The sequence below is a fragment of the Pantoea sp. UBA7232 genome (assembly GCF_002473195.1).
Taxonomy (GTDB): Bacteria; Pseudomonadota; Gammaproteobacteria; order Enterobacterales; family Enterobacteriaceae; genus Pantoea; species Pantoea eucrina.
The window spans coordinates 1-25945 of sequence record NZ_DKTK01000003.1 but is presented as its reverse complement, the minus strand read 5'-3'; the positions used below and the strand labels follow the sequence as shown (position 1 = coordinate 25945).

The following is a 25945-nucleotide window of genomic DNA, read 5'->3' as shown; positions in this document are numbered from 1 at the left end:
ATGGCATGAAACCGGACCGGAGGCAGCGGAAGCAGGGGCGCAAATTTCACTGCTGCTGGTTGAAAAGCGCCGTCTGCCGCTCCATTTACTGCTAACGTTGCGCCGCAAAAGGAGAAAGCGATGAATGATGAACAGCTGCAGCAGTTAAGCCGTCAGATTGGCGAAAAGCTCATAGCGCGCCACGCCAGCGTGACGACGGCTGAATCCTGTACCGGCGGCTGGATTGCCAAAGTTTTCACAGATATCAGCGGCAGCTCTGCCTGGTTTGAGCGCGGATTTGTCACCTATAGTAATAGTGCCAAGCAGCAGATGGCAGGCGTGCAGGCGAGCACGCTTGCGCGCTATGGCGCAGTGAGTGAAGAGACGGTACGTGAGATGGTGGCAGGCGCGTGTCAGGCGGCGCAGGCACCTTATGGGATCGCTGTAAGCGGCATAGCAGGACCGGGCGGCGGCAGCGCAGATAAACCCGTAGGCACCGTCTGGTTTGCCCTTGCCGGACCGGAAGGTATCTTTGCGCAACGCTGTGTTTTTGCAGGCGATCGCGAGGCGGTGCGGCGTCAGTCGGTGGCGTGGGCGCTGCAGACGCTGCTTGATCAATTTCTGATAAATTAGGCTTGATACTGTATGATTATACAGTATAATTATTGGCAACAGAACGAGCGGACACAGCCAGTGTTTGCTCACCCGGCATGATTAGGAGTGTAAATGGCGATCGACGAGAACAAACAGAAGGCTTTAGCTGCCGCACTGGGCCAGATTGAAAAACAATTTGGTAAAGGCTCCATCATGCGTCTGGGTGAAGACCGCTCGATGGATGTAGAAACTATTTCTACCGGCTCCCTGTCGCTGGACATCGCACTGGGTGCGGGTGGTCTGCCGATGGGCCGTATCGTAGAGATCTACGGACCGGAAGCTTCTGGTAAAACCACGCTGACGCTGCAGGTTATTGCGGCTGCACAGCGTAAAGGTAAAACCTGCGCCTTTATCGATGCTGAGCATGCGCTGGATCCGGTCTATGCGAAAAAGCTGGGCGTGGATATCGATAATCTGCTCTGTTCACAGCCGGATACCGGTGAGCAGGCGCTGGAAATCTGCGACGCGCTGGCACGTTCAGGTGCCGTTGATGTCATCATCGTTGACTCCGTTGCGGCGCTGACGCCTAAAGCGGAAATCGAAGGTGAGATCGGTGACTCGCATATGGGTCTGGCGGCACGAATGATGAGCCAGGCGATGCGTAAGCTGGCAGGTAACCTGAAACAGTCCAATACGCTGCTGATCTTCATCAACCAGATCCGTATGAAAATTGGCGTGATGTTCGGTAACCCGGAAACCACCACCGGCGGTAACGCGCTGAAGTTCTACGCCTCCGTTCGTCTTGATATCCGCCGTATCGGTGCGATCAAAGAGGGCGACGAAGTGGTAGGTAGCGAAACGCGCGTGAAAGTGGTGAAGAACAAAATCGCTGCACCGTTTAAGCAGGCAGAATTCCAGATCATGTATGGCGAAGGGATCAACACCTTTGGTGAGCTGGTAGACCTGGGCGTGAAACACAAGCTGGTGGAAAAAGCCGGTGCGTGGTACAGCTACAACGGCGATAAGATTGGTCAGGGTAAAGCAAACGCGACCAACTTCCTGAAAGAGAACCCGGCAATTGCGAACGAGATTGACAGCAAACTGCGTGAGGCGCTGCTGACAGGTGCGACAGCAGAGGCAAATACTAAAGAGCCTTCTGACGCTGAGCTTGAAAAAGCAGGCGAAACTAACGAAGACTTTTAATATCAGCGGGAGCAGCAATGCTCCCGTTTTCTTTTTTACTCCTCTGCACGCCTTCCGCTCTCTGCCCCCCATGCTTTACCCTGTCCGTTACCAACAGTAAGGCTAATGTGTATGTCATCAACATCATCACAGGCACCGGTGCCTGATTTCTCCCGTTTACTTGACCGCGCTATGCGCCTGCTTTCACAGCGCGATCACAGCCGCAGCGAGCTGAAGCGCAAACTGCAGCTCTCCGGCCAGCGTGCGGCCTATCTGCAGCAGCAGGAAAATATCCCGATTCCGGATGAGCTGCTGGAAAAAGTGCTCGACTGGTGTCAGGAAAATGGCTGGCTGAACGATAATCGATTTACTGAGCGTTTTATCCAGAGCCGGGCGCGCAAAGGATATGGTCCGCAGCGCGTCAGGATGGAGCTGCAGCAAAAAGGCATCGGACGCGACGAGATCAATCAGGCGCTGGCAGAAAGTGACGTAGACTGGACAGCGTGTGCTGCAGAGCTTGCCAGACGCAAGTTTGGCGAGCCGCTGCCGCAAACCTGGGCAGAAAAAAGCAAAGTACAGCGTTTTCTGATGACAAAAGGCTTTATGATGGAAGATATTCAGGCGGTTTTCAGAAATAGTGACGACTGAAAGGCAATGTGATTTTACTTCCTATTGCAGAAATTTTATCTTATTCCCACTTTTTGTTCCTCAGTCAGCGACGGGCCGGATAGACAGGGTTTGTCAGCGAAAGGGAACGTTCGTTAGCGTGATTCCAGGAATTTTATGAGCAAGAGCACTGCTGAGATCCGTCAAGCGTTTCTCGACTTTTTTCATAGCAAGGGACATCAGGTTGTAGCCAGCAGCTCCCTCGTACCGAATAACGATCCAACGCTGCTGTTTACCAACGCCGGCATGGTGCAGTTCAAAGACGTTTTCCTTGGCCAGGACAAGCGTGATTACACGCGTGCGACTACCTCGCAGCGCTGCGTGCGCGCAGGCGGCAAGCATAACGATCTGGAAAATGTGGGTTATACCGCACGCCATCACACCTTCTTTGAAATGCTGGGCAACTTCAGTTTCGGCGACTATTTCAAGCAGGAGGCGATTGCTTATGCCTGGGAACTGCTGACGGGTGAGCAGTGGTTCAGCCTGCCAAAAGAGCGTTTATGGGTAACCGTTTACGAAACCGATGATGAAGCCTTTGATATCTGGGCTGACCAGATCGGTGTGCCGCGCGAACGCATTATTCGTATTGGCGACAACAAGGGCAGCGCATACGCATCTGATAACTTCTGGCAGATGGGCGACACCGGTCCGTGCGGTCCCTGTACTGAAATTTTCTACGATCATGGCGACCATATCTGGGGAGGCCCGCCGGGCAGCCCGGAAGAGGATGGCGATCGCTATATTGAGATCTGGAATATCGTGTTTATGCAGTTCAACCGTCAGGCTGACGGCACCATGCAACCGCTGCCTAAGCCGTCGGTGGATACCGGCATGGGGCTGGAGCGTATCGCGGCAGTCCTGCAGCATGTGAACTCCAACTATGAGATCGATCTTTTTGCGCAGCTGATCAAATCTGTTGCTCAGGTCACTGGCGCAAGCGACCTCAATAACAAATCGCTGCGCGTTATCGCAGATCATATCCGCTCCTGCGCCTTCCTGATTGCCGATGGCGTCATGCCATCGAATGAGAACCGTGGCTATGTGCTGCGTCGCATCATTCGTCGTGCGGTCCGCCACGGCAACATGCTGGGCGCGAAAGAAGCATTCTTCTATAAGCTGGTGGCACCGCTGATTGAGGTCATGGGCGCTGCGGGTGAAGATCTGAAGCGTCAGCAGAAACTGGTAGAAAATGCGCTGAAAGCGGAAGAGGAGCAGTTTGCTAAAACGCTGGAGCGTGGTCTGGCGCTGCTGGATGATGAGCTGGCAAAAGTGAGCGGCGACACGCTGGATGGTGAAACCGTCTTCCGTCTTTATGACACCTTTGGCTTCCCGGCGGATTTAACCGCTGACGTTTGTCGCGAGCGCAATCTGAAGATTGATGAGGCGGGATTTGAAGCCGCTATGGAGCAGCAGCGCCAGCGTGCGCGCGAAGCCAGCGGCTTTGGCGCGGACTACAATAGCGTTATTCGCGTTGATGCCGTAACCGAATTTAAAGGTTATGAAGAGCTGGCGCTGAACGCCACGATTGAAGCACTGTTTGTTGATGGTCAGTCCGTGGAACAGATCACCGCTGGACAGGATGCCGTCGTGATCCTGAACGCTACGCCGTTCTACGGTGAATCAGGCGGGCAGGTGGGGGATACTGGCGTACTCACAGGGCAGAATGCTGAATTTAGCGTGCAGGATACGCAAAAGTATGGCAAAGCACTGGGACATATCGGTAAGCTCACTCATGGTCAGCTGCGTATCGGTGATGCGCTGCAGGCGCAGGTAAACGAAGCGCGTCGGGCACGTATTCGCCTGAATCACTCAGCAACGCACCTGATGCATGAAGCACTGCGCGAAGTGCTGGGCGATCACGTCGGGCAGAAAGGCTCGCTGAATAACGATAAATATCTGCGCTTTGACTTCTCGCATTCTGAAGCGATGAAGCCGCAGCAGATCCGTGAAGTTGAAGATATCGTCAATGCACAGATCCGCCGCAACCTGCTGATTCAGACCGATATCATGGATCTGGAAGAGGCTAAAGCGCGTGGGGCGATGGCGCTGTTTGGCGAGAAGTACGATCAGCGGGTGCGCGTGGTCAGCATGGGCGAATATTCAGTGGAGCTGTGTGGCGGTACGCACGCTGCGCGCACGGGTGATATCGGCTTGTTCCGCATTCAGTCTGAGTCGGGCACGGCTGCCGGTATTCGTCGTATCGAAGCGCTGACCGGTGAAGCGGCAATTGCTCAGCTGCATGCACAGAGCGATCAGCTGGCTGACATTGCTCAGGTGGTGAAGGCCAACAGCAGCAACCTCAGTGAGAAGGTGCGCGGTCTGGTGGATAACGTACGCGCGCTGGAGAAAGAGCTGCAGCAGCTACGCGATCAGCAGGCAGCCCAGGAGAGCGCATCGCTGAGCAGCAGCGCCATTGAAATCAGGGGCGCTAAACTGCTGGTAAGTGAGCTGAGTAACACTGAACCGAAAATGCTGCGTACGATTATGGATGACCTTAAAAACCAGCTTGGGTCTGCCGTGATCGTACTGGCCACGGTAGCAGAAGGTAAGGTTTCGCTGATTGCAGGCGTAACTAAAGATCTGACCGACCGCGTGAAAGCAGGTGAGCTGATTAGCGCGCTGGCCGCTCAGGTGGGCGGAAAAGGCGGTGGACGTCCTGACATGGCGCAGGCGGGCGGTACCAATCCGCAGGCGCTGGCAGGCGCGCTGGCAGGCGTACAGGAGTGGGTAAGCAGCCGGCTGTAACAATTAAAATTAAGCGTTGTATAGCGCCAGGAACGTCTGTTCCGGCGCTTTTTAGTGCAATGGACACCAGGTAATGACAAAGTCCGGTCGATGTAGTGTATTTCGGCTAAACTGATTATCAGCAGAATGTATTGGTGTGACAAATCACAATGGTGTATTTGTCATAGGTATTGTTCAGCGGTATATGATGGATATGGCCGGGAGCCCGAACAGGCCCGACTCTTTTAATCTTTCAAGGAGCAAAGAATGCTTATTCTAACTCGTCGAGTTGGTGAAACCCTCATGATTGGCGATGAGGTGACTGTAACGGTGCTGGGCGTTAAAGGTAACCAGGTCCGCATTGGCGTTAATGCGCCAAAAGAAGTATCGGTACATCGTGAAGAGATTTATCAGCGTATTCAGGCTGAAAAAACACAAACCACGGGTTACTAACGTTTTCAGCGTCTCGCTCATGGGCGAGACGCTACCTTTCTGCTCCCTCCATCCGTTTATTTCTGTTTTAGCTTCCTCGCTTTTTTCATTACTGCTCTGGCTTTTGCTGTTGATAAATCACCCTTTTCGCCGTTAAATCAGCCGAATTGTGCGTCATTTGTGCAATCGAACGCGTGAGTGAAAAAAGTCGGGAGAAATTGTTTGACTTATAAGTCCGGGAAAGTAATATGTGCGCCACGCAGTGCCGATGAGCAGAAACAAGTTCAGAAGCACGGTTCGGAAGAACGCGTAAGGTGAGGTGGCCGAGAGGCTGAAGGCGCTCCCCTGCTAAGGGAGTATGCGGTCAAAAGCTGCATCCGGGGTTCGAATCCCCGCCTCACCGCCATTTCCGATGCATCCATAGCTCAGCTGGATAGAGTACTCGGCTACGAACCGAGCGGTCGGAGGTTCGAATCCTCCTGGATGCACCATCTTTTAGATGGTAGCGGATAAAGTTAAAGAGTGAACGAGCAGTTCCTTTCATGGTGAGTTGTTAGCACCCTGCGTAATACAAGAATTACCTCAATGCATCCATAGCTCAGCTGGATAGAGTACTCGGCTACGAACCGAGCGGTCGGAGGTTCGAATCCTCCTGGATGCACCATTCTTTGTATCATTTCAGGCTTGTTGCAGTTAGTCCATCGTAAGAAATACCTCAATGCATCCATAGCTCAGCTGGATAGAGTACTCGGCTACGAACCGAGCGGTCGGAGGTTCGAATCCTCCTGGATGCACCATTCTTCACCCCCTTTCAGTGTTATCAACGTCGCTTCTTTGCAGGCTACGCTTCAGTGCATCCATAGCTCAGCTGGATAGAGTACTCGGCTACGAACCGAGCGGTCGGAGGTTCGAATCCTCCTGGATGCACCATTCTCTGCTTTTTCCCTATATGCTTCAGTTAAACCCGTTACCGACAGCTTCAGCACCCGGGCTGTGCTCTCCAAATCTCCCCGGCAGTACCAGCCGCTTTCGCAATTAACCCGTCTCTGTTCAGCGATTTTAGCGCCGCCAGAGTTCACTGGCGTTAATAGGAATGCTGACTCTCTTTTGCACTCTGTTTTGAAAAATGCTGCATTTACCGCCATTTATGCCCGGTTTTGTTCCCTGACCTTTTTCTGAAAACGAAAATTCCTAATGCTTTCAAAGCATTTGCGGTTAAGCCTGCCTGGCGACAACCTGAGCGCATTAAGCTAAAGTAATGGCTCATTTTGTCGTACGTGCGATATGCCATTACCGTGAATGATTTCCTGATTTATGGCTCGCTGCTGGGCAGCAGCTTTCTGAGCGCCACGCTGCTTCCGGGCAGTTCAGAAGCTGTACTGATAGCGCTGCTGGTTGCTCAGAAAGGATCGGTATATGGCCTGTTGCTGGCTGCATCAGTGGGAAACACGCTGGGTGGCCTGACCAACATTTTTCTTGGTCGCCTTATGCCGCAGAACGGGCAGGGGCGATGGCATGACACAGCATTGACGTGGTTACACCGATGGGGCCCTGCGGCATTGATCTTTAGCTGGCTGCCGGTTGCTGGCGATCTGCTTTGCGTTCTCGCAGGCTGGTTGCGCTTCAGCTGGCTGCCTTGCATGCTGTTTCTCGCTCTCGGCAAAACGCTGCGTTATATCTTTATCGCGATCGCCACAATACAGGGTATGGAGTGGTGGCATTGATTCGCACAGATTCGAGGCTACGGTTAACATTATGCTGAACAAAAATAAATTATTCTCACAGCGGGAGGTTAATGTGATCCCGGACGTATCAAAAGCGCTCTCCTGGCTGGAAGCGCATCCCGACGCGTTAAAGGGTATCGGCCGTGGCATCGAACGCGAAACGTTACGCGTCGGGCCCGATGGTCATCTGGCTACTACCGGCCATCCGGCATCGCTTGGCTCGGCGCTGAAGCATGACTGGATCACCACGGATTTTGCGGAAACGCTGCTGGAGTTCATTACGCCGGTCGATAAAAATATCGATCGCTCGCTGACCTTCCTGCGCGACATCCATCGCCATGTGGCAAAACAGCTGGGTGAAGAGCGCATGTGGCCCTTCAGTATGCCCGGTCACGTTGACGATACCGATAAAATTGAGCTGGCGCAGTATGGCAGTTCAAACGTGGGCCAGATGAAGACCCTCTACCGGCAGGGGCTGAAAAACCGCTACAGCGCGCTGATGCAGATTATCTCTGGCGTGCATTACAACTTCTCGCTGCCGCTCTCTTTCTGGCAGGAGTGGGCGGATGTAAAAGATGCTGAGAGCGGTAAAGAGACCATCTCTGCGGGCTATCTGCGCCTGATCCGCAACTATTATCGTTTCGGCTGGGTGATCCCTTATCTGTTTGGTGCCTCGCCGGCGATCAGCTCCTCATTTCTTCAGGGGCGTGAGAGCCAGCTGCCGTTTGAAACGGATGGTAAAGATACGCTGTGGCTGCCGTATGCGACCTCTCTGCGCCTGAGTGACCTGGGTTATACCAATAAGTCACAAAGTAATCTCGGTATTACCTTCAACTCGCTGGAAGGGTATGTGAGCGCGCTGAAGGCCGCAATCAAAACCCCTTCTGAAGAGTACGCAGCCATGGGCGTCAAAGATGCTGAAGGCAACTGGCTGCAGCTTAATACTAATGTACTGCAGATTGAGAACGAGCTGTATGCGCCTATCCGTCCGAAGCGCGTTACCCGTTCGGGAGAAGCCCCTTCTGATGCGCTGCTGCGTGGCGGCATTGAGTATATTGAAGTGCGCTCGCTTGATATCAATCCGTTCTCACCGGTAGGTGTGGATGCCGATCAGGCGCGCTTCCTCGATCTGTTCCTGATTTGGTGTACGCTGGCCGATGCCCCTGAACTGAGCGCCAGCGAGCTGCTCTGCAGTCGCAAAAACTGGAACCGCGTGGTGATGGAAGGACGTAAGCCAGGGCTGGTTATTGGCGTTGGCTGCAGCGACACTGAACATTCGCTGGTTGAAGTAGGCAAAGCGCTCTTTGCCGATCTGCGTCGCGTCGCGGAAGTGCTGGATAGCAATGAGGGCAGCACGCAATATCAGCAGGTATGCGATCAACTGGTAGCTTCTTTTGACGATCCTGAGCTAACCTACTCGGCGCGCATTCTTCACGCTATTAAAGAAAAAGGCCTGACCGGAGCAGGTGTTGCACTGGCGGAGCAGTACCGGCAGATGCTCTGCGCGGAGCCACTGGAAATTCTTACCGAAGCGGATTTCACTCAGCAGGCGCAGGAGTCTGTTGCTGCACAGCAGGCGCTGGAAGCGAGTGATAGCATAAGCTTTGAGGATTATCTGGCAGGTCGGGAAGGCTGAAAAAGAAAATGGCCACATCACTGTGGCCAAAATTAACATCTCTGTTGTCAGGGATGATGATAACAAATGCGCGTCTTTCATATATTCAGACGCAGAACGACGAGAAAAGTTTCATCGTTCAGAAAAAATTTTTCAAACAGGAGGTGACGTATGCCACTACTGGACAGTTTTACCGTTGATCACACCATCATGGCCGCGCCGGCAGTACGCGTGGCAAAGACCATGACAACTCCGCATGGCGATACCATCACCGTTTTCGATCTGCGTTTCTGCCGGCCAAACATCGACATTCTGACCGAGCGCGGGATCCATACGCTGGAGCATCTGTTTGCCGGCTTTATGCGCGATCACCTCAACGGTGACGGCGTGGAGATCGTAGACATCTCTCCAATGGGGTGCCGTACCGGTTTCTACATGAGCCTGATCGGCACGCCAGACGAGCAGCGCGTGGCGCAGGCGTGGAAAGGGGCGATGGAAGATGTTCTGAAAGTCAAAGATCAGAATCAGATCCCGGAGCTTAATGAGTATCAGTGTGGCAGCTACAAGCTGCACTCCCTGGACGAAGCGCAGCAGATTGCGCGTAATGTTCTGTCACACGAGATCGGTATTAATCGCAACGAAGATCTGAAGCTGCCAGCAGAGAAGCTGAAAGAGTTGCATATCTGATTAGCCCTTTCTGTAAAAACGCCGCATATTCTGCGGCGTTTTTTTGTATCACGATCCCACTGAGCTTTTCAGCGGCTGCTGCGGTGTAACCCGCACCTGCTTCACCATGTTGTCCTGCACGTCGAGAATATCGATGTCATAGCTGCCAACCTGTACCCGCGTTTCGGTCTGCGGGATCTCTTCCAGCGCCTCAAGCAGCATGCCGTTAATGGTGCGCGCTTCCTCTTCCGGCAGCGTCCAGTTGAACGCCTTATTGATTTCGCGCACGTTAGCGCTGCCTTCAATCAGCACCGAGCCATCATTCTGCGGCATCACCTCTTCTGCGAGAGAAGGGGACATGGAGGTAGTAAAGTCGCCAACGATCTCTTCCAGAATATCTTCGATGGTGATGAGCCCCTTAATATCGCCATACTCATCCACTACCAGACCCGCTTTTTTCTTATTGCGCTGGAACTTAACCAGCTGCACATTCAGCGGCGTGCCTTCCGGCACATAGTAGATCTCATCAGCCGCGCGCAGCAGACGCTCCTTATTGAACTCCTTTTTTTCCGTCATCATGCGCCAGGCTTCGCGCACGCGCAGCATGCCCACGGTATCGTCCAGCGAATCGCGAAACAGCACAATACGCCCGTGCGGAGAGTTACTCAGCTGACGCTCAATCGATTTCCAGTCGTCATTGATATTGATACCAACAATTTCATTGCGCGGCACCATGATGTCATCCACGCTGACTTTTTCCAGATCGAGCACGGAGAGCAGCATATCCTGATTACGGCGAGACATCAGCGAGCGCGACTCGTAGACAATGGTGCGCAGCTCCTCTTTGCTCAGCGCGGAGTTTACGGAGCCCTCTGCTTTGATCCCCACCATACGCATCAGCATGCGCGTAATGGTATTAAGCAGCCAGACCAGTGGCAGCATCACATACTGCAGCGGCGCCAGTAAAACGCTGCTGGGGTAGGCAACTTTTTCAGGATAGAGCGCTGCGATGGTTTTGGGCAGGACTTCAGCAAAAACCAGAACAACAAAGGTCAGCACGCCGGTGGCGATAGCGACCCCGGCATCACCATACAGACGCATCCCTACGATAGTCCCCAGCGCGGAGGCGAGGATATTGACCAGGTTGTTGCCGATTAAGACCAGACTAATCAGGCGATCGGGCCGGCGCAGCAGTTTCTCAACGCGCCGCGCTGCACGATTACCGCTTTTCGCTTTGTGCCGCAGCTTATAGCGGTTGAGCGTCATCATGCCGGTCTCAGAGCCGGAGAAGTACGCTGAGACCAGCACCATGATGACAAGAATGATAATCATCGTGGTGGTTGAAACATGTTCCAACGAAAAATTCCTTAGTGGGAAGTGAGAAGATGCTGCAGTACGCGACTGCCGAAGTAAGCCATGGTCAGCAGCAGCGCACCGCCGCAGTTAAACCAGACCACGCGCCGTCCGCGCCACCCTTCACGGTAGTGCCCCCAGAGCAGCACGATATAGACGAACCACGCAAGAATAGAGAGCACCGCTTTATCGATATTCTCTGCGCTGAACAGGTTGTCCATGAAGAAAAGCCCGGTGCAAAGCACCAGCGTCAGCAGCACCACGCCAATCTGCGTGATATGAAACATTTTGCGCTCAATGCTTAGCAGCGGCGGCATATCCTGCGTAAAGGCGAGCTTTTTGTTTTTCAGCTGATAGTCGATCCACGCCAGCTGCAGCGCATAGAGCGCGGCAATAATCAGCGTGGCATAAGCAAACAGCGACAGACCGATATGCACCATCATGCCCGGCGTGGTCTCGAGGTGCGTAATAAAGGCATTCGGGACAAAGGTGGCAAACGCCAGATTAATTAACGCAAAGCTATAAACCACCGGCAGCAGCAGCCAGCCACGGTTACGTGAAGCCACAATAGTCATAATGGCGCAAATCAGCAGGCTCACCAGCGATCCGATATTAAGTAAGCTGAGATTTTGCCCGCTGTCGATAGCAAATATCCGCTGCTGCAGCGCGACAGCATGCGCAATCAGCGCAACGCAGGCGGACAGGACAGCAAATCGCCGCCAGCCGCTGTTATGTTTCAGTAAGCTGGGGATGATAAGTGCAAGACTGAGGGAGTAGGCGAAGAGCGCCACGATCGCGAAAACGAACATAGATCCTTTCTGAGAGTGATGAGATAAGGAAAAAAGCAGTATAGCGTCAGCGGCAGTATGCTCCAAACGATCTCACGGTCAATTGCAGAGATCGCTCAGGCTTCGTGTTATAATCCGGCGCATTGTGTCGCTCAGGCGGCCTCGCTACGGTATTAAGTGAGAGAGCATGTTTGATAATTTAACCGATCGTTTGTCGCAAACCCTGCGCAACATCAGCGGCCGCGGACGGCTGACCGAAGAGAACATCAAAGATACCCTGCGCGAAGTGCGCATGGCGCTGCTGGAGGCGGACGTTGCGCTGCCGGTAGTACGTGAATTTATTAACCGCGTAAAAGAAGCCGCGGTCGGACACGACGTCAATAAAAGCCTGACGCCGGGTCAGGAGTTTATCAAGATTGTCCGCAACGAGCTGATTGCGGCAATGGGGGCTGAAAATAATACCCTGAACCTGAATGCGCAGCCGCCGGCCGTAGTGCTGATGGCGGGCCTGCAGGGTGCCGGTAAAACCACCAGTGTGGGTAAGCTCGGTAGGTTTCTGCGTGAAAAGCACAAGAAAAAAGTGCTGGTGGTCTCAGCTGACGTTTATCGCCCGGCGGCGATTAAACAGCTGGAGACGCTGGCGCAGCAGGTGGGGGTGGATTTCTGTCCCTCCGATCTCAGCCAGAAGCCGGTTGACATCGTTAAGCATGCGCTGAAAGAGGCGAAGCTGAAGTTCTACGACGTGCTGCTGGTGGATACCGCCGGTCGTTTGCACGTAGACGAAGCGATGATGGACGAAATCAAACAGGTCCACGCCGCCATTAATCCGGTGGAAACGCTGTTTGTTGTCGATGCCATGACCGGTCAGGATGCCGCGAACACGGCTAAAGCATTTAATGAAGCGCTGCCGCTGACCGGGGTGATCCTGACCAAGGTTGATGGTGACGCACGCGGCGGTGCCGCGCTTTCGATTCGTCACATCACCGGTAAACCGATCAAGTTTATGGGGATGGGTGAGAAAACCGAGGCGCTGGAAGCGTTTTATCCCGACCGTATCGCCTCGCGCATTCTGGGCATGGGCGATGTCCTGTCGCTGATTGAAGATATTGAAAGCAAGGTTGACCGCGATCAGGCGGAAAAGCTGGCGAAAAAGCTGAAAACCGGTGACGGTTTCGATCTCAATGACTTCCTTGAGCAGCTTAAGCAGATGCGCAATATGGGCGGTATGGCCAGCCTGATGGGCAAACTGCCGGGTATGGGGCAGCTGCCGGACAACGTTAAATCGCAGATGGATGACAAGGTGCTGGTGCGCATGGAGGCCATCATTAACTCCATGACGCGTAAAGAGCGTGAGAAGCCTGAAATCATCAAGGGTTCACGCAAGCGTCGCATCGCGACCGGCGCCGGCATGCAGGTGCAGGATGTCAATCGGCTGCTGAAGCAGTTCGATGATATGCAGCGCATGATGAAAAAGATGAAGAAAGGCGGCATGGCAAAAATGATGCGCGGCATGAAGGGTATGATGCCGCCAGGTTTCCCGGGCCGTTAAGATATCGCTACACAGCCAGAAAAGTGTGCTACTGCGGTTGCTTTTTGCGCCAAAATGAGTAAAATTTTCGGGCTTTTTATATTGCACCCGGGCCCCGTTCCTCGATGGGGCCCGGTTGTTTTATTAACTAAAGAGGATGTTATGGTAACAATTCGTTTGGCACGTCACGGCGCAAAAAAGCGTCCGTTCTACCAGGTCGTCGTCACTGACAGCCGCAATGCACGCAACGGCCGCTTCATTGAGCGCGTTGGTTTCTTCAACCCGATCGCATCTGGTCAGGCTGAAGGTCTGCGTCTGGACCTGGACCGTATTGAGCACTGGGTTGGCCAGGGCGCAACGCTTTCCGATCGCGTTAACGCGCTGATCAAAGAAGCAAAAAAAGCAGCTTAATCTGTCACGGTGGTGAGCATGACCAGTAAACCTGCCGCACAGCCTCCTGTTAACCCCATCGTTTTGGGCAAAATGGGTGCCGCTTACGGAATTCGGGGCTGGCTCAAAGTGTTTTCCTCCACTGAAGACGCTGAAAGCATCTTCGACTACCAACCCTGGTTTATCCAGCGCGCCGGTAAATGGCAGCAGGTAGAACTGGAAGGTTGGAAGCACCACAATCAGGACCTGATTATCAAAGTCAACGGCATTGACGATCGGGACGCGGCGGCGCAGTTAACCAATTGTGAAATCACGGTTGACTCCACGCAGCTGCCTGCGCTGGGAGAGGGTGATTACTACTGGAAAGACCTTATGGGTTGTAAAGTAGTTAACCTCGACGGCTATGAGATGGGCAAAGTCATTGATTTGATGGAAACCGGCTCAAACGACGTACTCGTCGTTAAGGCGAACCTGAAAGATGCATTCGGTGTACAGGAGCGGTTAATACCGTTTCTCGATGAACAGGTTATCAAGAAAGTCGATCTCGCTACTGGCACTATTGAAGTAGACTGGGATCCTGGTTTTTGATCTCCGGACAATCCGGTAACGTAACGGCGAACGCGATGTGGATTGGTGTTATCAGCCTGTTTCCAGAGATGTTTCGCGCTATTACCGAGTACGGGGTAACTGGCCGGGCAGTTAAAAATGGCCTGCTCAACATTGAGAGCTGGAGTCCTCGTGACTTCACGCACGACCGGCACCGTACCGTGGACGATCGTCCTTACGGCGGCGGACCGGGAATGTTGATGATGGTGCAACCCTTACGGGATGCGATCCACGCAGCGAAAGCAGCGGCGGGAGAAGGTGCTAAGGTGATTTATCTGTCACCTCAGGGGCGCAAACTTGACCAGCAGGGCGTTTGCGAACTGGCGACTAACCAGAAACTGATTCTGGTCTGTGGTCGCTACGAAGGTATTGATGAGCGCGTGATCCATACAGAGATTGACGAAGAGTGGTCAATCGGTGATTACGTTCTCAGTGGTGGTGAGCTGCCAGCCATGACGCTGATTGACTCCGTCGCCCGGTTTATTCCCGGCGTACTGGGCAAGCAGGCGTCCGCCGATGAAGACTCATTCTCGGATGGTTTGCTGGATTGCCCGCACTATACCCGGCCTGAAGTGTTAGAAGGGATGGAAGTACCGTCAGTTCTGCTGTCGGGCAACCATGCCGATATTCGCCGCTGGCGCCTGAAACAGTCGCTAGGCCGTACCTGGCTAAGAAGACCTGAACTTCTGGAAAACCTGGCTCTGACTGAAGAGCAAGCAAGGTTGCTGAATGAGTTCCAGCGGGAACAGCAGCAGCAACAAAACGATGAAGCGGAAGAGTAATCTTCCCTGACTATCAGTTTACCCAGGATATGAGATTTAATTATGAGCAACATTATCAAGCAAATTGAACAAGAACAGCTGAAACAGGATGTACCTTCATTCCGTCCGGGTGATTCCGTGGAAGTGAAAGTATGGGTCGTTGAAGGTTCTAAAAAACGTCTGCAGGCATTCGAGGGCGTGGTTATCGCTATTCGTAACCGCGGTCTGCACTCTGCATTCACTGTTCGTAAGATTTCCAACGGCGAAGGCGTTGAGCGTGTCTTCCAGACTCACTCTCCGGTAATTGACAGCATTACTGTCAAACGTCGTGGTGCTGTGCGTAAAGCCAAACTGTACTACCTGCGTGAGCGCACCGGTAAGTCAGCTCGTATCAAAGAGCGTCTTGGCGCGTAAGCGACATCTCAAAGTTAATAGCAAACAAGGGGTTGGCATAATGCCAGCCCCTTTTTTTATGGATGCTTTAAGCGATAAACCGCGGCCTCAACCGGCCCGTCCGGCAGCACAATCAGCCCGTGCTGGCAGCCTGTAAGCGTAAACCCGCTGCGTAATGCCACGGCGCGGCTGGCGACATTATCTGTGGCGGCCAGGATTTCCAGCTCCGTGATATCTGGCCGGCTAAAACCCAGGGTTATCAGTTGCGCTACCGCGCGTGTAGCCACGCCCTGACGCTGCGCATCGCTGCGTACCCAGTAGCCCAGCGCTGCAACCTCTCCGGGCTGACGGGCAAAACGGACCCCGGCCCCTCCCAGCAGACGATGATGGCTGTCTGCGATCGCAAACCTTTCGGCCTCACCTCTGACACGCTCTGCGTGAGCGAAATTAAACCAGCTTACTGCCTCTTCCGGCCGGTAATTTTCATGCGCCCACGTCATCCAGGGCAGCAGGGTATCAAGAGACTGATTGACGGCCTCAGCAAAAGCAGTTGCATCTGACAGCGCAAAGGGACGCAGGATTACCTCAGTCATAATCAGTCAGCCTTCATAAATTGTGAGGAATTACAGAGTATTAACTTAGCGCGCAGTGAAAAACGAGTCGCAGCTCTACGATGGTGTAACTTTATATTTACATCTATCCGGCAAGGTATGCAGTGTCATTTATTTATATATATCTGATAAATATAAATTTAAATGCAAATTTATACCGTGATGCAATGCAGGTGGTAAAAATAGTGTACACGCATGGATTGCATACAATACAGCCTGTGATAGAGTAAGCGTCATCCTCACTGAGGATCCAAACCGCACAGATGAGTAAAAAGGATCGCCACCATGCAGAAAGACGCGCTGAATAACGTACATATCGCTGACGAACAGATTTTAATTACGCCGCAGGAGCTGAAAGCACGCTTTCCGCTGACGGCAGAGCAGGAAGCTCAGATTACTGCTTCGCGTAAAACTATTGCGGACATTATTGCCGGGCGCGATCCGCGTCTGCTGGTGGTCTGCGGTCCCTGCTCAATTCACGATCCGGAAGCGGCGTTAGCGTACGCCCGTCAGTTAAAAGATCTCTCTGTGCAGCTGAAGGATCAGCTCTATATCGTCATGCGCGTCTATTTTGAAAAACCCCGCACCACCGTAGGCTGGAAAGGGCTGATCAACGATCCTTACATGAACAACTCATTTGATATGGAAGCCGGGCTGCACATTGCGCGTCAGCTGCTGGTAAACCTGGTTGAAATGGGTTTGCCACTGGCGACAGAAGCGCTGGATCCTAATAGCCCGCAATATCTCGGCGATCTGTTTAGCTGGTCAGCCATTGGTGCGCGCACCACGGAATCACAAACGCACCGTGAAATGGCGTCTGGTCTTTCAATGCCGGTAGGTTTTAAAAACGGCACCGATGGCAGTCTCGGCACGGCGATCAACGCTATGCGTGCGGCAGCGATGCCTCACCGTTTTGTCGGCATTAACCAGGCAGGGCAGGTCTGCCTGCTGCAGACGCAGGGCAACCCGGACGGACACGTGATTCTGCGCGGTGGCAAAGCGCCTAACTACGGCCCGGACGATGTTGCACAGTGTGAAAAAGAGATGCTGAAAGTAGGACTGCGCCCGGCCTTAATGATAGATTGCAGCCATGGCAATTCTAACAAAGACTATCGTCGTCAGCCTGGCGTAGCCGAATCGGCTATTGCGCAGATCAAAGATGGAAACCGCTCTATTATTGGCCTGATGCTTGAGAGCAATATTCACGAAGGCAATCAGCCTTCAGAGCAGCCGCGCAGCGAAATGAAGTATGGTGTCTCGGTGACCGATGCCTGCATTGACTGGAATACTACCGAAACGCTGCTGCGCACGATCCATCAGGATCTGCAGGGAGTGCTGTCGGCGCGTCTGTCACACGAGGTATAAAGAGTAATGGTGGCTGAACTGACCGCATTGCGCGATCAAATTGATGAAGTCGATCAGGCGCTGCTTGGGCTGCTGGCAAAACGACTGGAGCTGGTGGCACAGGTTGGCGAAGTAAAAAGCCGTTACGGCCTGCCGATTTATGTACCCGAGCGTGAAGCAAGCATGCTGGCGTCACGCCGGCAGGAAGCAGAAGCGCTCGGCGTATCTCCCGATCTGATTGAAGATGTATTGCGTCGTCTGATGCGGGAATCCTATACCCATGAGAATGACAAAGGTTTCAAAACCCTTTGTCCTTCACTGCGTCCGGTAGTGATCGTCGGCGGCAGCGGCAAGATGGGGCGTCTGTTTGAAAAAATGCTGACACTGTCCGGTTATCAGGTGCGCATTCTGGACAAAGAGGACTGGGATCGCGCCGATCGGCTGCTGCAGGATGCGGGCATGGTGATCATCAGTGTCCCAATCCATCTTACCGAGAAGATCATCGCCGATCTGCCTGCGCTGCCGGATGACTGCATCCTGGTCGATCTTGCATCGGTAAAAAACAGGCCGCTGCAGGCCATGCTTGCCGCGCACGCCGGACCGGTACTGGGGCTGCACCCGATGTTTGGGCCCGACAGCGGCAGTCTGGCAAAACAGGTTGTGGTCTGGTGCGACGGTCGTCAGCCGGAAGCGTATCAGTGGTTCCTGGAGCAGATTCAGGTTTGGGGAGCACGGCTGCACTGCATCAGCGCCGCAGAGCACGATCAGAACATGGCCTTTATTCAGGCGCTGCGTCACTTTACGACTTTTGCTTACGGCCTTCACCTGGCTGAAGAGAATGTGAACCTGGATCAGCTGCTGGCGCTCTCTTCACCTATTTACCGGCTGGAGCTGGCCATGGTAGGGCGGCTATTTGCGCAGGATCCACAGCTCTATGCCGATATCATTATGGCTTCAGAAAGCAACCTGGCGCTGATAAAACGTTACCATCAGCGCTTTGGTGAAGCTATATCGCTACTGGAACAGAGCAATAAGCAGGCGTTTATCAGCAGTTTTGAGCGCGTGGAACAGTGGTTTGGCGATCACGCCCAGCGTTTTCTGGTTGAAAGCCGCAGTCTGTTACGCTCGGCTAACGATAGCCGGCAATAAAAAAAGGCACCCTCAGCGGTGCCTTTTCTGCTTATATGCGGGGTTCAACCGGAACCACATTTTCACCGGGATAGCAGCCCAGCACTTTCAGTGAGCGCGTCAGCTGGCGTAATTCTGCCAGCGCCAGCTGCATATTTTCCGACTGCAGATTGCCCTGCACATCAATGTAGAACATCTCTTCCCACGGGTTACCGTTAATCGGGCGATTCTCCAGCCGGCTCATAATCAGATTATGGTTGCGCAGTACCAGCAGAGCCTCTACCAGCGCACCCGCCTGCTGACCGGTAGCCATGATCAGCGTGGTTTTGGCCGGGACCTGCACCGAAACGTCAACCGGCTTGCGCGCCAGTACGATAAAACGCGTGTGGTTCTGCTGCTGATTTGCCAGGTTACGCTCCAGCACCTGCAGCCCATAGAGTTCACCGCCTGCTTCGCTGCCCAGGGCGGCAACCTCTGGGGAATTAAGCGCGGCGACTTTCTCCATGGCTGCGGCAGTGCTTTCGGTGTACTCAATTTTCCACTGCGGGAAACGGTTAATAAACTGACTGCACTGCTGAAAAGGCTGGGGATGACTGTAGACGGTTTTGATCTGTTTAAGCGTGGTGGTCTCTTTTACCAGTACACAGTGCTCGATAGGGATGGTCAGTTCGCCAATGATTGAGAGCGACGTCTGCTGCAGCAGATCGTAAACATCATTGATAGAGCCGGAGCTGGTGTTTTCAATTGGCATCACCGCATAGTCAGCCTGGCCAGCCTCAACCTGCTGGATAATATCCTGAAATTTCAGACAGCCGTTTTCGACATATGAAGCAAAATGGCGTGACGCATATTTACGGGCAGCCAGATGCGAATAGGAACCCTTAGGACCCAGAAAGGCGATGCGGGGCGCCAGCGCATGCGGATGGTTCAGGTTCTTCTGCAGCAGCGCCTGCTGCGTCAGCACCGAATCTTCAATAATCAGCTGAAACAGACGGGTAATGTAGTGGGCATCGAGCTGCTGCTGCTTACCGAGGGAAATCAGATTTTCCAGCAGGGCACGCTCCCGCTCAATATCACGTATGGGCCGCAGCGTGGTCAGTTTCGCCTGGGCAACTTCGATTGCCAGCGCCCGTCGCTCGGCCAGCAGCGTAAGTAGTTTGCTGTCTACCGCGCTGATTTTATCGCGCAGCGCCAGCAGTGGATTATCGATACTCATTAAGCTCACCTGTAAATACAGTTAAAAAAAAAGCCTCCCGGTGGGGGAGGCTTTGTCATTCGTCTTCGCATTCATTTTCGCATGACGACGCGCCTCCCGTTCAGGGGAAGGTAAAAAAGAATGCGAAGAAAAATGGCTGATGTTTCATGGTTTATTCCGGCAGGTAAGTGTTCTGAGAGTAATCGTACTGCTTAAAAGCTGTCAATAAAAAACGCGCCAGCTGGCGCGTTTTTTGTAACTGCAGAGTTTATCCTGCCGGAATGAAATCTTTAACACTGCTGGCAGCGCGGCGTGCTTCAGGCTTGTGCTGAGCTTTATTTAGCTGGCGCTCCAGCTTCGCGATCAAATCGTTGATGGCGGTATACATATCATCATGTTTAGCACTGGCAACCAGAGTACCGTTGGGCGTGTTAATGGTGGCATCCGCTACGAACTCTTTGGGCTCTTTAGATAACACGATGTGAGGATTGATGAGGTGGGCTTGCCACTTTTCCAGTTTAGCGAGACGGTCTTCGACATGGCTGCGAATTGCTGCAGTGATTTCCATTTGTTTACTGGTAATGTTCAGAATCATAGTTAAACCTCTCTGTCATTTCCGTCTGGGTAGAGTCAGCATACCGCGCTACACAGGAATTTATGTGATCTGGATCACATACGAACGTCACATTTTGTCAACGCAGGAGATTTGCGAGAAAGACCGGAGATTATCCAAAAAATGCTTGAAGCCAGCACTACAGAAGGGCAGGATTGACAGGTTAACCGCAACGCAGAGACCCTTTGCGGACATAAAAAAAAGCAGCCCGGGGGCTGCTTTTAGAAGAACGATTTACTCATTTCTGGCTGTTGTTGGCTGCGATAATTTTCGCAACTTTGTCAGCTTCTGCCGTTAACTGCAGCTGGCGATAAGCATTCTCCATCAGCGGCAGCGCATCGCGTGTTGCCTGCGTATCCTGATAATCACGCATCATGCCTTCCACACGATTAACAACAGCGACATAGGCCCCGCGCTTGGTATAGAATTGCGCCACCGAGAGTTCATATTTCGCCAGACGATCTTTCAGATAGGTCAGGCGTTTCTGGGCATCCGCAGCGTACTGGCTATTTGGATAGCTCCGCAGCAGCTGGGAGAAGTCACGGAAGGCATCGCGCGCGTGGGTAGGATCGCGATCGGAGCGATCGATACCAAAGAAGCCCTGCAGAGCGGAGTCATCCAGGGCCATATCCGTCAGGCCTTTCATATAGATGACGTAATCGATATTCGGATGAGTCGGGTTCAGACGCATAAAGCGCGAGATAGCAGCCTGCGCCAGCGGAAGATCGGCATTTTTGTAATACGCGTAGATTAAATCCAGCTGCACCTGCTGCGAGTAAGGACCAAATGGATAACGATTATCCAGCGCTTCCAGTTGCTTAATTGCCGCTTTGAAGTTACCGTCCTGCAGCTTTTGCTGAGCTGTGGCATAAATTTCAGACGGCGGGCTGTCCGGAACCGGATCAGATGAGCCGGAGCAGCCTACCAGGGCCAGGCTCAATGTGGCGGCAGCCACCAGATGTTTCATACGCGTCATGACGAAATGATTATCCTCAAAATGTTATGGCGGAAGCTGTCCGTATAGCTCCCGGTAATGACCAGTACGATAGCACATTATATTAAACGGCATCGCCGTAAAACCCAACGTTAACGAAGAAGCTGTATATGGCACAACAAGTTCAACTCACCGCAACGGTGTCCGAAGCACAGCTTGGACAACGTTTAGATCAGACTTTGGCAGAATTGTTCCCTGATTATTCACGCTCCCGCATAAAAGAGTGGATCCTCGATCGCCGCGTCAGCGTCAACGGCACTATCATCGATAAACCGAAAGAGAAAGTTCTGGGCGGTGAGCAGGTGGCTATTGATGCTGAGATTGAAGAGGAACAGCGCTGGGAAGCGCAGAACATTCCTCTTAATATCGTTTATGAAGATGACCACATTCTGGTTATCAATAAACCCCGCGACCTGGTGGTACACCCCGGTGCAGGTAATCCTGACGGCACTATTCTGAATGCACTGCTCTACCACTTTCCGCCGATCGCTGATGTACCGCGCGCCGGTATCGTACATCGCCTGGATAAAGACACCACTGGCCTGATGGTCGTGGCAAAAACGGTTCCGGCACAGACGCATCTGGTGGAAACGCTACAGCTGCGTGAAATCACGCGTGAATATGAAGCGGTTGCCATCGGTACGATGACGGCTGGCGGCACCGTTGATGAACCCATGGCGCGACACTCCACCAAGCGTACTCACATGGCCGTCCATCCGATGGGAAAACCGGCAACCACGCACTACCGCATCATGGAGCATTTCCGGGCCCATACGCGCCTGCGCCTGCGCCTGGAGACGGGCCGTACGCATCAGATCCGTGTTCATATGGCGCATATCAACCATCCGCTGGTGGGCGATCCGCTTTACGGTGGCCGGCCGCGTCCGCCAAAAGGGGCGTCAGAGGCGTTCATTAATATGCTGCGCGGATTTGATCGTCAGGCGCTGCACGCGACGATGCTGCGTCTCTATCATCCAATAACCGGTATTGAAATGGAGTGGCATGCTCCGCTGCCGCAGGACATGGTTGATCTGATTGACGCCTTAAAAGCCGATACGGAAGAGTTCCGCGATCGCATGGACTGGCTATGAGTGAATGGATCATCCCGGACTGGCCTGCTCCGCAGCGCGTTCGGGCCTGCTCCACGACCCGGCGGGGCGGTTATAGCCGGGCGCCCTGGGATTCGCTCAACCCGGCGGCTCACGTCGGGGATGCGCCCGCTCACGTGATGCGTAATCGCCAGCACATCGCAGAAACATTAGCGCTTTCTGCGATGCCGCAGTGGCTGGATCAGGTACATGGCAATGCGGTAGTGCGTCTGCCTGCAGCCTGTGCGCTGCCCCAGGCTGACGCGGCCATTACCCGGGAGCCGGGCGTGGTGTGCGCCATTATGACGGCTGACTGCCTGCCGGTGCTGTTTTGCAGTAAAGATGGCAGTGAAGTCGCAGCAGCCCATGCGGGCTGGCGCGGTCTCTGTAACGGCGTGCTGGAACAGACGCTGGCGCAGTTTCACTGTCCGGCCAGCGAGGTATATGCCTGGCTGGGCCCGGCTATCGGACCCGGTGCGTTTGAAGTAGGAGCGGAAGTACGTCAGGCATTTATGGCCCACGATGCGCGCGCAGAAGTGGCCTTTCGTCCGGCAGGCGCAAAATATTTTGCGGATATCTGGCTGCTGGCCGAACAGCGTCTGCTTAGCGCAGGCGTAACCTCTGTCAGCGGTTCACGACGCTGCACGTTCACAGAAAAGCAGGATTTTTTCTCTTTTCGCCGCGACGGTGTTACCGGGCGTATGGCTACATTAATCTGGCTGCAATAACCTTACGCTCTGAGACGATCCGGTCAGCCTGTTTTTTGCTCACAATATCAGGTCAGAAACCTTGAAAATTGGAGGCCTGACCTCATCTTAATCTCCAGTAGCATTTTGACCTGTAACGGGAGGAATTATGCGTCTGGATCGTCTTACCAACAAATTCCAGCTAGCCCTTGCTGATGCCCAGTCCCTGGCTCTGGGACAGGATAACCAGTTTATTGAACCGCTTCATGTGATGAGCGCTCTGCTCAACCAGGAAGGGGGATCGGTGCGTCCGCTGCTTAGCGCAGCAGGAGCTGATGTCGCCACTCTGCGTAGCAGTATTGAACAGGCAATCAATCGTCTGCCCCAGGTCGAAGGCACCGAGGGGGATGTACAGCCCTCAGCCGATCTGGTGCGGGTGCTGAACCTGTGTGACAAACTGGCGCAAAAGCGCGGCGATAACTTTATCTCATCTGAATTATTTGTTCTGGCGGCTCTGGATTCACGCGGTTCACTGGCGGATCTGCTTAAAGCTGCCGGCGTGACGTCTGACAAACTCGCGAACGCTATCGAACAATTGCGCGGAGGCGAAAACGTGAATGACCAGGGAGCTGAAGATCAGCGCCAGGCACTGAAAAAATATACCATCGATCTCACCGAGCGCGCCGAACGTGGCAAGCTGGACCCGGTAATCGGACGCGATGAAGAGATCCGCCGTACCATCCAGGTGTTGCAGCGCCGTACCAAGAATAACCCGGTATTGATTGGTGAACCCGGCGTGGGTAAAACCGCCATTGTTGAAGGGCTGGCTCAGCGCATTATCAATGGTGAAGTGCCTGAAGGCCTGAAAGGTCGTCGCGTACTGGCGCTGGATATGGGGGCGCTGGTGGCGGGAGCCAAATACCGTGGTGAATTTGAGGAGCGCCTGAAAGGGGTGCTGAACGATCTCGCGAAGCAGGAAGGCAATGTCATTCTGTTTATCGATGAGCTGCACACGATGGTAGGCGCAGGCAAAGCTGATGGCGCGATGGACGCAGGAAACATGCTGAAGCCAGCTCTGGCGCGTGGTGAACTGCACTGCGTTGGCGCAACCACGCTGGATGAGTATCGGCAGTATATAGAAAAGGATGCTGCCCTGGAGCGTCGCTTCCAGAAAGTATTTGTGGCAGAGCCCAGCGTCGAAGATACCATCGCTATTCTGCGCGGTCTGAAAGAGCGCTATGAGCTGCATCACCATGTGCAGATCACCGACCCGGCTATTGTGGCAGCAGCAACGTTGTCACATCGCTATATCGCCGACCGGCAGCTGCCAGATAAAGCGATCGACCTGATTGATGAAGCTGCATCCAGTATTCGTCTGCAGATCGATTCGAAACCTGAGCCGCTCGATCGTCTGGAGCGCCGTATCATCCAGCTGAAACTGGAGCAGCAGGCGCTGAAGAAAGAGTCTGACGATGCCAGTGTCAAGCGTCTTGAGATGCTGGAGACGGAGCTGAATCAGAAAGAGCGCGAATATGCAGAACTGGAAGAGGAGTGGAAAGCTGAAAAGGCGTCACTCACCGGTACGCAAAATATTAAAGCGGAGCTGGAGCAGGCAAGACTGACGCTGGAACAGGCGCGGCGCACAGGCGATCTGGCGCAAATGTCAGAGCTGCAGTATGGCAAAATTCCGGCGCTGGAAAAGCAGCTGGCGAGTGCCACTCAGGCTGAAGGCAAAATCATGAAGCTGCTACGCAACCGCGTAACGGATATTGAGATTGCCGACGTACTGGCGCGCTGGACCGGTATTCCGGTAGCACGCATGATGGAAGGTGAGCGCGACAAACTGCTGCGTATGGAGCAGGAATTACATGCGCGGGTTATCGGCCAGAACGAAGCGGTAGAGGCGGTTTCAAATGCCATCCGTCGCAGCCGGGCGGGCTTATCCGATCCCAATCGCCCGATTGGTTCATTCCTGTTCCTCGGCCCAACCGGGGTAGGTAAAACCGAACTGTGTAAAGCGCTGGCAAATTTCCTGTTTGACAGCGACGATGCGATGGTGCGAATCGACATGTCTGAGTTTATGGAAAAACATTCGGTTTCGCGGCTGGTGGGTGCACCTCCGGGGTATGTCGGATATGAGGAGGGCGGTTATCTTACTGAAGCGGTACGCCGCCGGCCTTACTCCGTAATCCTACTGGATGAAGTTGAGAAAGCGCATCCGGATGTATTTAACATCCTGCTGCAGGTTCTGGATGATGGACGACTGACGGATGGTCAGGGGCGTACCGTAGATTTCCGCAACTCAGTGGTGATCATGACGTCGAACCTGGGATCGGATTTAATTCAGGAGCGCTTCGGTGCGCTTGATTACCCAGCGATGAAAGAAACGGTAATGACGGTAGTCGGACACCACTTCCGTCCTGAGTTTATCAACCGTATCGATGAAGTGGTGGTATTTCATCCGCTGGGAGAGCAGCACATTGCCTCTATTGCGCAGATACAGCTGCAGCGGCTTTATCAGCGTCTGGAAGATCGCGGCTATCAGCTGCACATCTCCGAAGCAGCACTGAAACTGCTTGGTGAGAATGGCTACGATCCGGTTTACGGTGCGCGTCCGCTCAAACGGGCTATCCAGCAGCATATTGAGAACCCGCTGGCGCAGAAGATACTCTCCGGGGCGTTTGTGCCAGGAAAAACCATCGAGATGGATGTAAGCGAAGGCGAAATTGTCGCTCACCAGTAAGTGTTGTGCATAAAAACGGGCCTGCGGGCCCGTTTTTTGTTTCTTTAATATACAGATGAGCTGGTTTTTACGACGCATTGCCTGGAAAGTAAGCGCCCGAGCAAAAAAGTTGAAATTAGCACTTGTCACCCGGCGAGAACTC

Annotated in this window: 25 protein-coding genes, 5 tRNA genes and 1 other annotated feature; of the genes, 23 read left to right on the top strand and 7 right to left on the bottom strand. The window is 53.6% G+C overall.

The annotated features are described in order from the left end of the window. Window positions 1-120: 120 nt before the first annotated feature. The 13 genes from pncC (at window position 121) to luxS (ending at window position 9603) form a co-directional block, all read left to right on the top strand. The gene (gene pncC, locus B4056_RS00800) at window positions 121-612 is read left to right on the top strand and encodes a nicotinamide-nucleotide amidase (protein ID WP_039379832.1); all 492 of its coding nucleotides are present in this window, start codon (window positions 121-123) and stop codon (window positions 610-612) included. A 93-nt stretch (window positions 613-705) separates the two neighbouring features. Next, complete coding sequence (recA, locus tag B4056_RS00795; RefSeq protein ID WP_039379830.1) at window positions 706-1776, top strand: recombinase RecA; 1071 nt, start codon at window positions 706-708, stop codon at window positions 1774-1776. A 111-nt stretch (window positions 1777-1887) separates the two neighbouring features. Further along, window positions 1888-2403, top strand: coding sequence for a regulatory protein RecX (locus B4056_RS00790; RefSeq protein WP_223811772.1), 516 nt, complete (start codon window positions 1888-1890; stop codon window positions 2401-2403). Window positions 2404-2538: 135 nt separating this feature from the next. Beyond that, window positions 2539-5166, top strand: coding sequence for an alanine--tRNA ligase (gene alaS, locus B4056_RS00785; RefSeq protein ID WP_094112165.1), 2628 nt, complete (start codon window positions 2539-2541; stop codon window positions 5164-5166). Window positions 5167-5412: 246 nt separating this feature from the next. Then, entirely contained in the window at window positions 5413-5598 is a 186-nt protein-coding gene (gene csrA, locus B4056_RS00780; protein ID WP_039379826.1) for a carbon storage regulator CsrA, read from the top strand. 292 nt (window positions 5599-5890) lie between these two features. Beyond that, window positions 5891-5983: transfer RNA gene (locus B4056_RS00775), tRNA-Ser, on the top strand. 8 nt (window positions 5984-5991) lie between these two features. After that, window positions 5992-6068: transfer RNA gene (locus tag B4056_RS00770), tRNA-Arg, on the top strand. A 96-nt stretch (window positions 6069-6164) separates the two neighbouring features. After that, a tRNA-Arg gene (locus tag B4056_RS00765) sits at window positions 6165-6241 on the top strand. A gap of 56 nt (window positions 6242-6297) precedes the next feature. Then, window positions 6298-6374: transfer RNA gene (locus B4056_RS00760), tRNA-Arg, on the top strand. A 56-nt stretch (window positions 6375-6430) separates the two neighbouring features. Then, window positions 6431-6507, top strand: a tRNA-Arg gene (locus tag B4056_RS00755). A 365-nt stretch (window positions 6508-6872) separates the two neighbouring features. Then, window positions 6873-7301: a YqaA family protein gene (locus B4056_RS00750; protein ID WP_039379824.1), complete on the top strand. Its 429-nt coding sequence runs from the start codon at window positions 6873-6875 to the stop codon at window positions 7299-7301. Window positions 7302-7332: 31 nt separating this feature from the next. Further along, entirely contained in the window at window positions 7333-8937 is a 1605-nt protein-coding gene (gene gshA / locus B4056_RS00745; protein WP_113655789.1) for a glutamate--cysteine ligase, read from the top strand. Window positions 8938-9087: 150 nt separating this feature from the next. Further along, window positions 9088-9603, top strand: a complete 516-nt coding sequence (gene luxS / locus B4056_RS00740; protein WP_094112197.1) for an S-ribosylhomocysteine lyase — start codon at window positions 9088-9090, stop codon at window positions 9601-9603. Window positions 9604-9651: 48 nt separating this feature from the next. Here luxS and B4056_RS00735 read toward each other — a convergent pair whose 3' ends face one another. Both B4056_RS00735 and B4056_RS00730 read right to left on the bottom strand, forming a co-directional pair. Further along, window positions 9652-10938, bottom strand: a complete 1287-nt coding sequence (locus B4056_RS00735) for an HlyC/CorC family transporter (protein ID WP_113655790.1) — start codon at window positions 10936-10938, stop codon at window positions 9652-9654. 11 nt (window positions 10939-10949) lie between these two features. After that, on the bottom strand, window positions 10950-11744 hold the full coding sequence (locus B4056_RS00730; protein ID WP_094112198.1) for a cytochrome C assembly family protein: 795 nt from the start codon (window positions 11742-11744) through the stop codon (window positions 10950-10952). Between the two features lie 166 nt (window positions 11745-11910). Between B4056_RS00730 and ffh the strand changes: the two genes are divergently transcribed. The 5 genes from ffh (at window position 11911) to rplS (ending at window position 15422) form a co-directional block, all read left to right on the top strand. Further along, entirely contained in the window at window positions 11911-13272 is a 1362-nt protein-coding gene (ffh, locus tag B4056_RS00725) for a signal recognition particle protein (RefSeq protein ID WP_288653472.1), read from the top strand. Between the two features lie 141 nt (window positions 13273-13413). Next, on the top strand, window positions 13414-13662 hold the full coding sequence (gene rpsP, locus B4056_RS00720) for a 30S ribosomal protein S16 (protein WP_007893313.1): 249 nt from the start codon (window positions 13414-13416) through the stop codon (window positions 13660-13662). A gap of 18 nt (window positions 13663-13680) precedes the next feature. Continuing rightward, entirely contained in the window at window positions 13681-14229 is a 549-nt protein-coding gene (gene rimM / locus B4056_RS00715) for a ribosome maturation factor RimM (RefSeq protein ID WP_039379809.1), read from the top strand. Window positions 14230-14264: 35 nt separating this feature from the next. Further along, entirely contained in the window at window positions 14265-15029 is a 765-nt protein-coding gene (gene trmD / locus B4056_RS00710) for a tRNA (guanosine(37)-N1)-methyltransferase TrmD (RefSeq protein WP_052246437.1), read from the top strand. Window positions 15030-15071: 42 nt separating this feature from the next. Next, window positions 15072-15422, top strand: a complete 351-nt coding sequence (gene rplS / locus B4056_RS00705) for a 50S ribosomal protein L19 (protein WP_039379805.1) — start codon at window positions 15072-15074, stop codon at window positions 15420-15422. A gap of 56 nt (window positions 15423-15478) precedes the next feature. Here rplS and B4056_RS00700 read toward each other — a convergent pair whose 3' ends face one another. Further along, on the bottom strand, window positions 15479-15994 hold the full coding sequence (locus B4056_RS00700; RefSeq protein ID WP_288653469.1) for a GNAT family N-acetyltransferase: 516 nt from the start codon (window positions 15992-15994) through the stop codon (window positions 15479-15481). Window positions 15995-16297: 303 nt separating this feature from the next. Between B4056_RS00700 and B4056_RS00695 the strand changes: the two genes are divergently transcribed. Together B4056_RS00695 and tyrA are read left to right on the top strand one after the other, a co-directional pair. After that, window positions 16298-17377 (top strand): 3-deoxy-7-phosphoheptulonate synthase, encoded by a 1080-nt coding sequence (locus B4056_RS00695; protein WP_288653467.1) that lies wholly within the window; start codon window positions 16298-16300, stop codon window positions 17375-17377. Window positions 17378-17383: 6 nt separating this feature from the next. Continuing rightward, window positions 17384-18505 carry a bifunctional chorismate mutase/prephenate dehydrogenase gene (gene tyrA / locus B4056_RS00690; RefSeq protein WP_071668527.1) on the top strand — a complete coding sequence of 374 codons (1122 nt, stop codon included), beginning with the start codon at window positions 17384-17386 and terminating at the stop codon, window positions 18503-18505. A 31-nt stretch (window positions 18506-18536) separates the two neighbouring features. Here the strand turns inward: tyrA and pheA are convergent, their stop codons facing one another. The 4 genes from pheA to bamD all read right to left on the bottom strand — a co-directional run bounded on the left by pheA (window position 18537) and on the right by bamD (window position 21268). Beyond that, window positions 18537-19700, bottom strand: a complete 1164-nt coding sequence (gene pheA, locus B4056_RS00685) for a bifunctional chorismate mutase/prephenate dehydratase (RefSeq protein WP_094112200.1) — start codon at window positions 19698-19700, stop codon at window positions 18537-18539. 23 nt (window positions 19701-19723) lie between these two features. Next, window positions 19724-19849 (bottom strand) — a sequence feature (Phe leader region). Further along, complete coding sequence (gene pheL / locus B4056_RS00680) at window positions 19801-19848, bottom strand: pheA operon leader peptide PheL (protein WP_104085515.1); 48 nt, start codon at window positions 19846-19848, stop codon at window positions 19801-19803. (Overlaps the previous feature by 48 nt.) 98 nt (window positions 19850-19947) lie before the next feature. After that, the gene (gene raiA / locus B4056_RS00675; RefSeq protein ID WP_039379797.1) at window positions 19948-20274 is read right to left on the bottom strand and encodes a ribosome-associated translation inhibitor RaiA; all 327 of its coding nucleotides are present in this window, start codon (window positions 20272-20274) and stop codon (window positions 19948-19950) included. Between the two features lie 256 nt (window positions 20275-20530). Continuing rightward, window positions 20531-21268 carry an outer membrane protein assembly factor BamD gene (gene bamD, locus B4056_RS00670; protein WP_039379794.1) on the bottom strand — a complete coding sequence of 246 codons (738 nt, stop codon included), beginning with the start codon at window positions 21266-21268 and terminating at the stop codon, window positions 20531-20533. A 128-nt stretch (window positions 21269-21396) separates the two neighbouring features. On the opposite strand from bamD, the gene rluD reads away from it, so the two are divergent. From rluD to clpB, 3 genes are all read left to right on the top strand, one after another. Then, the gene (gene rluD, locus B4056_RS00665; RefSeq protein ID WP_094112201.1) at window positions 21397-22377 is read left to right on the top strand and encodes a 23S rRNA pseudouridine(1911/1915/1917) synthase RluD; all 981 of its coding nucleotides are present in this window, start codon (window positions 21397-21399) and stop codon (window positions 22375-22377) included. After that, the gene (gene yfiH, locus B4056_RS00660) at window positions 22374-23102 is read left to right on the top strand and encodes a purine nucleoside phosphorylase YfiH (protein ID WP_288653466.1); all 729 of its coding nucleotides are present in this window, start codon (window positions 22374-22376) and stop codon (window positions 23100-23102) included. Before rluD ends, yfiH begins: the two co-directional genes overlap by 4 nt. Window positions 23103-23229: 127 nt before the next feature. Next, window positions 23230-25803 carry an ATP-dependent chaperone ClpB gene (clpB, locus tag B4056_RS00655; protein WP_113655792.1) on the top strand — a complete coding sequence of 858 codons (2574 nt, stop codon included), beginning with the start codon at window positions 23230-23232 and terminating at the stop codon, window positions 25801-25803. Window positions 25804-25945 lie beyond the last annotated feature (142 nt).